We start from the raw sequence: 12,143 nt of genomic DNA on the forward strand, positions 1-12,143 counted from the left end.
ACAGCGCCTGCCGCCAGCCGAACACTCAGCGGCAAAGGCTAACAGCCGTCATCACTGGCGATAGCCGACAGTGATGACCAAAACGCGCGGTTTAACCGAGGGTAGCAGGCAGATCCCACCAAATATCGAACAGATCGCTAACGGTCACATCAGTCAGTTGATGTGCTGTCAGCCAGCTACGTACCAGCTCGCGCTGTTCGTCGGTACAGTTGCCCAGTTTTTGCAAACAGACCAAACCTTCCCACTGTAGATAGCCACTGCCTTCAAACGCCAGACCATGCGGTTCGATCACTTCATCAACGAACAAATCCAGCGTACGGTCAATCTCTTGCACATTGGTTCCCTGCGGGAAACGCCAACTGACCGAAAAACCAAATTCCTGAAACTCATCAATGTGCAGTTTCTTACGTAAACGACGACTCCGATTCTTAGCCATTATTAATTCCTCTCAAACATCAGATCCCAGACGCCATGACCCAACCGCTGACCACGGGCCTCAAATTTGGTCAATGGCCGTGACGCCGGACGCGGTACATAATCATTATGGTCTGACAGATTGCGATAACCTGCGACCGAACTCATCACTTCGAGCATATGCTGCGCATAAGGTTCCCAGTCGGTCGCCATATGGAACACACCGCCGACCGCCAGCTTACGCTGAACCAGCTCGGCAAACGGCACCTGCACAATACGGCGTTTGTTGTGACGCACTTTGTGCCATGGATCAGGGAAAAACAGCTGCACCATGGCAAGCGAGCCATCGGGAATCATGCGCTCCAGCACTTCTACCGCGTCATGACACATCACCCGCAGGTTATCGACGCCCGCTTCCTGTGCCGTTCCCAGACAGGCCCCGACGCCAGGTACGTGCACTTCTATCCCCATAAAATTCTGTTCAGGGTGCTGCTGCGCCATCGTCACCAGAGACGCCCCCATCCCAAACCCTATCTCCAGCACCACGGGGGCATTGCGTCCGAATAAACGGTCAAAATCCAGCATGTCATTCTGATATTCCACGCCCATCACCGGCCACAAATCATCCAGCGCCTGTTGCTGTCCTTTAGTCAGGCGGCCCTGGCGGCGCACAAAGCTGCGGATTCTACGCAGCGGACGCCCGTTTTCATCGAATTCCGGAGAGATGACGTTATTGATCATAATGCTTTCTGTAAGTCTGATTGGGTTGGGAAAACGCGCATTATCCAAGGATACGGTTGTTTAGCAAGTAGTCAGAGGCGGAAAGTTCCGGTTTACAGTACATTCACTCTGTGCTGCAATCGCTGTCAAATTTTTACCTGCCGGATGACGACGCCTCTATGATGCAAGCGCAACAGTTCGCGCAACAGGTACTGGAGTGGTACGAGCGCTATGGCCGTAAAACCCTGCCCTGGCAACTCGAAAAAACTCCTTATAAAGTCTGGCTGTCAGAGGTGATGTTACAGCAGACTCAGGTGACTACCGTCATTCCCTATTTCGAACGGTTTATGGCGCGCTTTCCCACCGTGGCTGAACTGGCAGCGGCGCCATTAGATGATGTGCTGCATCTGTGGACCGGACTCGGCTATTATGCCCGCGCCCGCAATCTGCACAAGGCGGCACAAACCATCGTTAATCGCCACGGCGGCGAGTTTCCTGACCGTTTTGACGACATTGCCGATTTGCCCGGCGTGGGCCGCTCCACTGCGGGCGCGATTCTCTCGCTGTCGCTCGGCCAGCACTACCCGATTCTTGACGGCAATGTCAAACGGGTGCTGGCACGTTGCTATGCGATAGCCGGCTGGCCGGGGAAAAAAGAGGTCGAGAAACAGCTATGGGCACTCAGTGAAACCGTCACACCCGCGTGCGGCGTTGAAAAATTCAACCAGGCGATGATGGATCTGGGGGCAATGGTCTGTACCCGCAGTCGCCCGAAATGCGAACTTTGTCCGCTCAGTAACGGCTGTATCGCTTACGCCAACCACAGTTGGACCGAATACCCCGGCAAAAAACCCAAACAGACATTACCGGAAAGGAACGCCTGGTTCCTGTTGTTGCAACAGCAGCACACCGTCTGGCTGGAGCAACGTCCGGCGGTTGGCTTGTGGGGCGGTCTGTACTGTTTTCCACAGTTCTCCAGTCTGGATGACCTGACGCAATGGCTCGATAAGCGCGGCATCCAGCGTAAGGGCCTGCGTCAGGGCATTGCTTTTCGCCATACCTTTAGCCATTTCCACCTGGATATTGTGCCGATGTGGCTGAATTTCACCGACAACGGTTCCTGCATGGATGAAGGTGCCGGTCTCTGGTATAACTTAGCGCACCCGCCGTCCGTAGGGCTTGCCGCCCCAGTAGAACGGCTGCTACGCCAACTGGCTCAGCCGCAATCGGTCTTCGCGGACGCCTGCGCACATGATGAGGAATAAGCATGAGCAGAACCATTTTCTGTACTTTTTTACAACGTGATGCCGAAGGACTCGATTTCCAGCTCTATCCCGGCGAGCTGGGCAAACGTATCTATAACGAAATTTCGAAAGAAGCCTGGGCCGAATGGCAGGCCAAGCAAACCATGCTTATCAACGAGAAAAAACTCAACATGATGAATGTAGAGCATCGCAAACTGCTGGAACAGGAGATGGTGCAGTTCCTGTTTGAAGGCAAAGACGTGCATATCGACGGTTACACCCCGCCGCAACACTGACTGTAACCTTGAATGACAAGGGCCGTCAGGCCCTGACGCATCGTTGATCCTGTACGGCTTGATACAATGAAGAAACTGCTTGTTTTGCTGCTTGTCGCCCCATTGTTGATCTCCTGTTCCAGCAAAAAAGGACGTGAGAACGACGAGGCATTTATTAAAGATACCAACGCCTTCGATATTTTGATGGGGCAATTTGCCAACAACATCGAAAACATCTGGGGATTGAACGAGGTTCTGATCGCCGGTCCTAAAGACTACGTCAAATACTCTGATCAATATATGACGCGTAGTCACGTCAACTTTGATGCCGGTACCATCACTATCGAAACCATTTCTTCAACTAACTATCAGGCCAGCCTGCGTCAGGCGATCATCACCACCCTGCTGATGGGTGACAACGCCAGCAACACCGACCTCTATTCTGACGCCAACGATATTCAGATCAGCCGCGAACCACTGCTGTACGGCCAGGTACTGGACAATACCGGCCAGCCGATCCGCTGGGAAGGCCGTGCCGGCAACTTCGCTGATTATCTGCTGCAAAACAAGCTGCAACGCCGTACCTCCGGTATGCGCGTGATCTGGTCAGTGACCATTCAACTGGTGCCTAACCACCTGGATCAACGCGCGCACAAATATCTGCCGATGGTGCGTCAGGCTTCTGAGCGCTATGGCATCGATGCGTCGCTGATTCTGGCCATCATGCAAACCGAATCCAGTTTTAACCCGTATGCGGTCAGCCGTTCTGACGCGCTGGGACTGATGCAGGTGGTGCAGCACAGTGCTGGCCGCGACGTGTTCAAAATGAAAGGCAAATGGGGACAACCAAGCCGCAGCTACCTGTTTGACCCGGAGAACAACATCGATACCGGCACCGCCTATTTGTCGATGCTGAAAAACGTCTACCTGTCGGGAATTCAAAACCCGACATCACAACGCTATGCCATGATCACCGCTTATAACGGCGGCGCCGGCAGCGTGTTGCGGGTCTTCTCCAGCGATAAAGACAGGGCGTTCGGCATCATCAATACGATGTCGCCCGGCGAGGTCTACCAAACGCTGACCACGCGTCATCCATCTGCTGAATCGCGGCATTATCTGTACAAGGTCAACACCGCGCAGAAAAACTATCGCGGTTATAGCCGCTGACTGCCGTTTGCCCCGGCTGTTTGCCCCAAACAAGCAATGGCCTGTTTCACCACAGGCCACTGCCTCACGGTGGTCGGCGCTGCTTGCTGTGCCCCCCTGCCACCACGTCCGCGACATTAACAACGATGAACCTTTCACCAATGCAAACGATTGGTTACAGTCATAAGCAAAAACTATTCAAAAAGCCATTTTTCAGACCAAAAGACTTAAAAATAAAAACAAAATAATTTATTGCTCTGATATAAATGAAAAACAAAGCAGATAAATAAAACACTCACGTTGAATCAGCGCAGAGAATTTTTGCCTCTCCGGTCAGGAAACGGTAGCATCGCTGGCGTTTTTGAGCCCGACAACAGATAGCCGGGCCGGAAAAATACCATCCACTCGATGAATCAGGCTGTGACACAACAGCTATTTCATGCTCCTGAATGACAGACAATGGAATCCAACGGGTAATGAACCAACATAAAAACGAGACCGAACACCACGCCAAACGACGCTGGCTCGATTCACACGAAGCGGGTTACCACAAAAGCATGGGTAACCGCCAGGTACAGATGATCGCCATCGGCGGTTCGATTGGCACTGGCTTATTTCTGGGTGCCGGCGCACGCCTGCAAATGGCCGGCCCGGCGTTAGCGCTGGTTTATCTGGTGTGCGGCATCTTCTCTTTCTTCATTCTGCGGGCGCTGGGCGAATTGATCGTACACCGTCCCTCCAGCGGTAGCTTCGTCTCCTATGCCCGCGAGTTTTTAGGCGAAAAAGCCTCTTATGTCGCGGGCTGGATGTACTTCCTCAACTGGGCGATGACCGGCATCGTCGATATCACCGCCGTCGCACTCTACATGCATTACTGGGGTACCTTTGCCGATGTTCCTCAATGGATGTTTGCACTGGGTGCGCTGGCTATCGTCACCACTATGAACATGATTGGTGTGAAGTGGTTCGCCGAGATGGAGTTCTGGTTCGCATTGATCAAAGTGGCGGCCATTTCCCTGTTCCTGATAGTCGGCACGATTTTTCTCGGCACGGGCAAAACGCTGGATGGCAACATACCAGGGTTACACCTGATTACCGATAACGGCGGGTTGTTTCCACACGGTCTGTTGCCGGCGTTAGTACTAATACAAGGGGTTATCTTCGCATTTGCCGGGGTAGAGCTTATCGGCACCGCCGCTGGCGAATGCAAAGACCCGGAAAAGACGCTGCCCAAAGCGGTCAACAGCGTTATCTGGCGTATCGGTCTGTTTTACGTCGGTTCCGTCATCCTGCTGGTTTGTCTGCTGCCGTGGAATGCGTATCAGGCCGGGCAAAGCCCGTTCGTCACCTTCTTCAGCAAGCTGGGCGTGCCCTACATCGGCACTATCATGAATATTGTGGTGCTGTCGGCGGCGCTCTCCAGCCTTAACTCCGGGCTGTACTCCACTGGCCGCATCCTGCGCTCCCTGTCTCAGGGGGGATCAGCGCCCAAATTTCTTGGCAACATGAACGCCCAATCGGTGCCTTATGCCGGGATTTTGGTCACCGTCTGCATTCATGTGATCGGCGTATTCCTGAACTATATCGTTCCATCACAGGTGTTTGAAATCGTACTGAATGTGGCCTCGCTCGGCATTATCAGCTCCTGGGCCTTTATCATCATCTGTCAGATGAAACTACGTCAGGCTATTCGTCAGGGCAAAGCCAGCCCAGTCGCCTTCCGTATGCCGCTGGCGCCGTTTTCTTCCTGGTTGACATTGGCGTTTCTGCTAAGCGTATTGGTATTGATGGCGCTGGATTACCCGAACGGCACCTGGACTATTGCCACCATCCCGGTGCTGACTGTCCTGCTGATTGCGGGCTGGTATGGGTTGAGTAAACAGAAAGAAGACGTTAACCGGCTAAAAGCAGAGCATGAGAAAACTGCGGCCTGATGACTGAGATCACTGAAACGCTGTAAAAAACCGGGGATGTCGAAACATCCCCGGTTTTCTCTTTGGTTGCTCAGCACAAATCCATTAGCAAGCAATCACATTTGCGCACAGGCATTTGCTGCCGTCTTCCTGCGCTACACTGTAGACACCTTGCAGTTCCGGCGCAAAGCCCGGCATCAGGTTGATACCGGCTTCCAACGCCTGGAAATAATGCAGCACCGCTCCCCCCCACACTTCGCCCGGCACCACGCACAGCACGCCCGGCGGGTAAGGCAATGCGCCTTCAGCAGCGATTCTCCCCTGCGCTTGCGCCAACGGCACCAGATCCACCTCGCCACGGATATACGCGGTATGCGCATCCTGCGGCAGCACCACTGCCTGCGGGAAAGACGCTTTGCGGAACATCTCTTTTTGCAGCCGCTTCACGTCGTGGCTGACGTAAAAATCATGCATTTCCTGACACAAACGCCGCAACGTATAGCCGGTATAGCGCTGTTCATACTTGTGATACAGGCTCGGTAACACTTCGCTTAACGGCGCATCCTGCTTAATCAGTTGTTCAAACTGAACCAGCGCCGCTACCAGTTGCTCCATCTTCACGCTATCTTCCGCTGGCGTTAGCAGGAACAAAATTGAGTTCAGATCGCATTTCTCCGGAATGATGCCATGTTCGCGCAGGTAGTTGGCCAGAATGGTCGCCGGAATACCGAATTCGGTATAAGCGCCGGTTACCGCATCAATTCCCGGTGTAGTCAGCAACAGTTTGCATGGATCGACAAAATACTGCTCCTGCGCGTAGCCTTCGAAGGAATGCCAGTTATCGCCTGGTTCGAAGTTGAAAAAGCGCACATCGTGGGCCATCACCTCGGTGTCGTGATCCTGCCAGCGTTTTCCCCCCACCATCGGCGGCACAAACGGCTTGATCAGCGTACAGCGCTCCAGCAGTTGCTTGCGCGCTTCAATCCCCAGCCTGACGCACTCCATCCACAGCCGGCGACCGCTCGGCCCTTCGTGCATTTTGGCGTTGACGTCCAGCGCCGCAAACAACGGGTAAAACGGGCTGGTGGACGCGTGCAACATGAATGCGTTGTTAAGGCGTTTGTGTGGGCAGAAGCGCTTTTGCCCACGAATATGGTTATCTTTCTTATGAATTTGCGAGGTTTGCGAGAAACCAGCTTGCTGCTTATGCACCGACTGAGTGACAAAAATCCCTGGGTCGTTCTCGTTTAAGTCCAGCAACAACGGCGAGCACTGCTTCATCATCGGGATGAACTGCTCATATCCCACCCAGGCAGAATCAAACAAAATGTAGTCGCACAACTGGCCGATGCTATCAACCACCTGCCGGGCGTTGTAGATAGTGCCGTCATAAGTCCCCAGTTGAATCACCGCCAGACGGAACGGCCTGACCTCATCAGCACGTTCCGGGGCGACTTCACGTATCAGCTCACGCAGATAGGCTTCATCAAAACAGCGCGCATCCACCCCACCGATAAAACCGAACGGGTTACGGGCGGTTTCCAGATAAACCGGCGTCGCGCCAGCCTGAATCAGCGCGCCATGGTGATTAGATTTGTGGTTGTTGCGATCAAACAACACCAGATCGCCGCGCGTCAGCAACGCATTGGTCACCACTTTGTTCGCCGCCGACGTACCGTTCAACACAAAGTAGGTTTTATCGGCATTGAACACGGTCGCAGCAAATTTCTGCGCCTTTTTGGCGGCACCTTCATGGATCAACAAATCACCCAGCTTTACATCTGCGTTGCAGATGTCGGACCGGAACATATTTTCGCCATAAAATTCGAAAAACTGGCGGCCTGCCGGATGTTTGCGGAAAAATGCCCCGCCCTGATGTCCTGGGCAGGCAAACGTGGTATTGCGCATACCGACATACTTAGACAGCGTGTCGAAAAACGGCGGCAACAAACGAGCCTGATACTCCGCCGCCACTTTTTCCAGTTGAAGCGCATGTTCTCCGGCCTTATCCAGGCTCAACCACTCACTACCCGGCGGCAGCACTTCCTGACCGTTATGCCACGGCTCGCGCACCACGAATGCCGGAATACCGAAGCCGGAATGATGCATCACCGACAGGATGCCGCTGCGCGCCTCCTCAACCGATACCACCACAGCTGCGATGTCGGTAAAATCGGTCTGATTGAGCGCCACAACCGGACGCAAGGTGATTAGACGGGAGGCAACCGCCGCATTAGCCGCAATTTTTAACTGTTTCATGTAACCAAACCCAAACGGTTAAGAATGAGTGTACGTGCCTGAAAGACACCGCGCAGAGATAGCACTACGTTTTAAGCGTAACGTACCCCATCAATACTGCCCAAAATGACGAACAGCGTGCCAGTTAACCACAACAAGCGTATGACCCACGCCAGCGGCACAGGCAAACATCGCATCATCTGGGACCAGCACCGTCCGATAGACATCAGTAAAATCAGAGACCAACTGGCTCTATTTTTAATCATGCCTAACAGGGGGCGTCAGCACGCCTCACCGCATGGTGGCAAGGGATAATCGGAAAAACAGGGACGGGGTTAACGCAGAGCGTTCAGAATGCGGCGACAACAGCAGAGATCCGGCGCACGGTGCTTGTACCATGGGCATTGAATCCAACATATCCGCAATCCTCTAAATAACCGCAGGTGAAAGGTAAGCTAAAAACCGCGCAATGGTGGCATTATTTTTCACCGAATTCAAGAAAACGAATGTGACAGTATTTATCGGCGCAATACCGCGCGCCATCGGGTCTGCTGCTGCCATTATGGCGGCGTAAAACTGACTGAGAACAGAGGCAACTGACTGAAAATAGACCAACCGCAGCGATTGTGACAGAAACTCGTTGACGCTCTGCGCGATATACGGTTTAATGCGCCCCGTTGCCCGGATAGCTCAGTCGGTAGAGCAGGGGATTGAAAATCCCCGTGTCCTTGGTTCGATTCCGAGTCCGGGCACCATTCTTCAGAGCCTGTTCGTTACGAGTATCAGCTCATAACGGGCAGTAAAATGGGCCCGACCTTGGATCTGTGTCCGTTGACAAGTACACACAGTGAAGAAGTTGAGACTCATAAACCGGTGCATATTCGTCGTATGCACCGGTTTCCTATTGCCCGAAAAATACTTACAACTTTTCCTTTTTCTGTCAAGCCAGTGTAAAGAACAAAGTTAATCCATCCTTATCATTAGTCAGCTAACAGCGCAATTCACACTCGATTGCCGCCCGGATACTGTCAATATTCGACTCCACGTACTCTAACGTCGTAGTCAGACTGGAGTGCCCCAGCAGGTTTTTCACGATCTGCAGGTTCCTGTCCGGGCTTTTCATCATTTCGGTGGCCAGCGTATGGCGGAAACGATGAGGGCTGACCGTAAAACGGCATTCGTTCGACAGTCGGCGGAAGAACGAGCGCAGTGGTATCTCTGACATCGGCGCCATGTCATTGCTCGCTCTGCCAATAAACCGATAAACATTAAACAACTGCTCATCCGGTTGCGCCTCGCGGGCTATCGATTCTTCTATCAGCCGGCTCAGTCCCTGGCGTAGCACCGAAATTATCGGCACCCGGTGTTCGCGATGATTTTTCGACCCTTCAGGGCGCAAATTGATGATCCCCGCATCCAGGTTCACGTCACTCAGCCGAATGTGCAGCAGCTGATTCTGCCGCATACCCGTATAACGCAAAGTATCGAGAACCGTTTTCCAGAACCAGGCGGGATACAGTGCGCATTCATTAAAATGCGCTCCCATCCCCTGACGCTCATGCTCCAGATGCTGCTCCATGAGGCGATCAATCGCATCCAGTTGTCCAGCAGCCAGTGTCTTCTTGCGCTTCATGTCGGGCCGTGTAATCACGTTATTAAACGGGTTTTCGGTATGTGGTAATAAACGATGTTTTATTCCGTGATTAAAAATTGCACGCATGTGAGCTACCTTGTTGTTCCATGTTCTTGCCGATACTTTCTTTTCTGTCAGTAAGTGTCGACGCCAGTGTAATACCGCCGTTCTGTCCACACGACAAGGCGGAATATCAGATGCAAACCGAATAAATGAATTTGTGACCTTGCGGTAACTCCACTCCGTAGCCGGACGCAACGATTTAGAAAAAAAATAATCGTCCAGCAGATTCTCATAACCAATTTCAGTCATGTAGATTGTCCTTAATTATTAGGTGAAACATATGGGCTGCTATTTACCAGCCTGTTTTTGCATTTAGACAATGCAGTAATGGGTATCATATAACCTGCTATTTTTTCATACTTCCCTGCTCTTTCCTGATTATCATAAATACGATACGTATAAATCCCTTTCCCTCCGCGTGTATGGTGGTAGCTGCAGGCTTCAAACGATTGCTGCAGCGCAGATTTATCAATGTCGACACCTGATGATGATAAATATGATAAATACTTAAAAAAACACTCCGGTGTTTTCAAAAATAAAAACTGACTGACGACATGAGTAAAGCTATCCCGCTCATTGACAGAAATAGAATCTGAATTAATCCCTTCGACAATCCACTCAAAAAATAAACGACCATACTGATTCTCACCATGCTCACCAGTTGGCTCATTGACGGAAATGGATTCCTTATCTTCCGCTGCCGAAAAAAGCTGACGATCAAGTATCGACAGTGTGTCGATATCCGCATCACCCGACGCAGTATCCTGCTGTTGTTGATCGCTATCTTCAGCGCTTTCTGGAGAGTGCAATGCAGAAACCAGTTCATCAGGACTGATACTCATCGGAACGCCTGGTTCCTGAGTAGCCGACACTGCCACGTTGTCAGCAACCTGATTATCACCAGACTTATTATTGTAATTATTATTTTGTTTTTTTATTTCGCTTTCTATCGCTATTGATACTGGATGTTCAAGAGAACGGTTCTCAGCATTCTGAGATATACTAGTATTCATTGACGCTGCAATTGGCGGTGTTGCAGCGTTCCTCCCAGAAAGACCACACCTTTCCCACGCGTTACCAACAATGACCGAAACCATCCCACCGGCCTGCTCATCAAGACTCGACAGTAACGTTTGTAATACAGATGGCCATTGAGACAGCCAGATGAGTGCAGGCTGCGGAAGTAGCCGACCAGCGATCATCAGACGCCAGTAATGCGAAGCTGATACATCAGATTCCAGACGAAACCGATACGCATCAGTCGGGGGGATTAACGCAGGTAACCAGGGCTTGCCATTACGTGTTTCGCCGCTGACAGAACCCAGCTCACCAGCCAGACTGAACAGTGCTGCATAGTAGATAGCCGTACACCATGCAGAACTCTGCGCCGCCTGCTCTTCCGGCGGCGCACCCGGAGGCAATAGGTGAGACTTTGACAATCTGACGGCACACACCGACACAGACAGCACCGCATCAAGTAGTCCACCACGCCGTCCATATTCACCTGATGCTATTGGTAGCGGCAATGACTGAGCCAGTTCGGCAACCTGACGCAGAGGAGAAAGCCACAATGACTCAAACATGCTGGCTGATAGTGGACAGTTCTCCCAGAGCGCTTGCATGAGCCGAGGCCGGCCTGCAGAAGCCAGTAACTCATCTGCCGAACAAGGGAGGATCCAGCCTTCAGCTGATACGGTCTCCCCAACTGAGACACCGGGAGTTATAATATTTCCGCGCGGTGACAGCCCTGACACCTGTTTTCTCAGCCAGCCAAGCATAATTTCCCCTTCTCACCTGAAATGGGGCTATTAAGCTATGAGGCGCTCTCCATCCATCAATCACAATTTCATTTCATGGCTGAACATAAAAAATGATTGTTATGCTACTGACTATCCTGATATGGGAACTGTTCATGTTGTTGACAGCTTTCGTGATTATCACTCCATCACTACCTGTACCGATGTCCAGTATCGCTGCGTTAGTCGCTATCGTCACATCGCTCGCGTTACTTTTCCCACTAATTTTACGACCGGCATATTGGCTGATTGGTCATATAGATCGTGATTATTTCTTTGTTAAGAAACTTCGCCGAACTCACGCTGGTACTGTTGCTCTACACGTCAATAACGTTAGAGATGTCAGTAAACTTCGAACCTCGCCGACCGACCTTGAACAGGCATGGAATGAACTCATCGACCGTATTAATGACATCGCAAACAGCGACACCCAGATTTTGATGCAATCACACCTGTTCACTCGCAGTAAGATTAGGCGACTAAAAAATACCTTTCCGCAGATGCGTATTCACGTCAGGCAATGGCGAATGTCTGGATGGCAGGAAGGTGTATTCAGGGCAGTTGAACTCTGCAAACAGTGGCATTACCCGCAGATTCAAGAACGTGGCTATATGCTGGTGATGCGTTCCCGCCGTTCCCGCAACTGAAAAATCATTTCCCCTGCAGATACAATTTCCACTATCGCCCCGATAGCGCTG

Annotated in this window: 10 protein-coding genes and 1 tRNA gene; 6 read left to right on the plus strand and 5 right to left on the minus strand. The window is 51.8% G+C overall.

The window, feature by feature from the left end; translation table 11 throughout:
- Positions 1–91: 91 nt before the first annotated feature.
- Both Dpoa569_RS14115 and trmB read right to left on the minus strand, forming a co-directional pair.
- Complete coding sequence (locus Dpoa569_RS14115; RefSeq protein WP_042869079.1) at positions 92–436, minus strand: YggL family protein; 345 nt, start codon at positions 434–436, stop codon at positions 92–94.
- 2 nt (positions 437–438) lie between these two features.
- Complete coding sequence (trmB, locus tag Dpoa569_RS14120) at positions 439–1,155, minus strand: tRNA (guanosine(46)-N7)-methyltransferase TrmB (RefSeq protein WP_042869077.1); 717 nt, start codon at positions 1,153–1,155, stop codon at positions 439–441.
- Between the two features lie 158 nt (positions 1,156–1,313).
- Between trmB and mutY the strand changes: the two genes are divergently transcribed.
- From mutY to ansP, 4 genes are all read left to right on the plus strand, one after another.
- Positions 1,314–2,399, plus strand: a complete 1,086-nt coding sequence (gene mutY, locus Dpoa569_RS14125; RefSeq protein ID WP_042873823.1) for an A/G-specific adenine glycosylase — start codon at positions 1,314–1,316, stop codon at positions 2,397–2,399.
- A gap of 2 nt (positions 2,400–2,401) precedes the next feature.
- Positions 2,402–2,674 carry an oxidative damage protection protein gene (locus Dpoa569_RS14130; RefSeq protein WP_042869076.1) on the plus strand — a complete coding sequence of 91 codons (273 nt, stop codon included), beginning with the start codon at positions 2,402–2,404 and terminating at the stop codon, positions 2,672–2,674.
- A 66-nt stretch (positions 2,675–2,740) separates the two neighbouring features.
- Positions 2,741–3,823 carry a membrane-bound lytic murein transglycosylase MltC gene (gene mltC, locus Dpoa569_RS14135; RefSeq protein WP_042869074.1) on the plus strand — a complete coding sequence of 361 codons (1,083 nt, stop codon included), beginning with the start codon at positions 2,741–2,743 and terminating at the stop codon, positions 3,821–3,823.
- Between the two features lie 455 nt (positions 3,824–4,278).
- On the plus strand, positions 4,279–5,736 hold the full coding sequence (ansP, locus tag Dpoa569_RS14140) for an L-asparagine permease (protein ID WP_042869072.1): 1,458 nt from the start codon (positions 4,279–4,281) through the stop codon (positions 5,734–5,736).
- A gap of 84 nt (positions 5,737–5,820) precedes the next feature.
- On the opposite strand, the gene Dpoa569_RS14145 is transcribed toward ansP, so the two are convergent.
- Positions 5,821–7,974: an ornithine decarboxylase gene (locus Dpoa569_RS14145; protein ID WP_042869070.1), complete on the minus strand. Its 2,154-nt coding sequence runs from the start codon at positions 7,972–7,974 to the stop codon at positions 5,821–5,823.
- Positions 7,975–8,632: 658 nt separating this feature from the next.
- Here Dpoa569_RS14145 and Dpoa569_RS14150 point away from each other — a divergent pair.
- Positions 8,633–8,708 (plus strand) — tRNA-Phe (locus Dpoa569_RS14150).
- A gap of 233 nt (positions 8,709–8,941) precedes the next feature.
- Here the strand turns inward: Dpoa569_RS14150 and Dpoa569_RS14155 are convergent.
- Positions 8,942–9,898: a tyrosine-type recombinase/integrase gene (locus Dpoa569_RS14155; RefSeq protein WP_042869066.1), complete on the minus strand. Its 957-nt coding sequence runs from the start codon at positions 9,896–9,898 to the stop codon at positions 8,942–8,944.
- A gap of 11 nt (positions 9,899–9,909) precedes the next feature.
- Positions 9,910–11,427, minus strand: a complete 1,518-nt coding sequence (locus Dpoa569_RS14160; RefSeq protein ID WP_050569417.1) for a TraI domain-containing protein — start codon at positions 11,425–11,427, stop codon at positions 9,910–9,912.
- A gap of 134 nt (positions 11,428–11,561) precedes the next feature.
- Here Dpoa569_RS14160 and Dpoa569_RS14165 point away from each other — a divergent pair, with 134 nt between their 5' ends.
- Entirely contained in the window at positions 11,562–12,092 is a 531-nt protein-coding gene (locus Dpoa569_RS14165) for a hypothetical protein (RefSeq protein WP_128569689.1), read from the plus strand.
- The last annotated feature ends 51 nt before the right edge of the window (positions 12,093–12,143 follow it).

The organism is Dickeya poaceiphila (assembly GCF_007858975.2).
GTDB lineage: Bacteria > Pseudomonadota > Gammaproteobacteria > Enterobacterales > Enterobacteriaceae > Dickeya > Dickeya poaceiphila.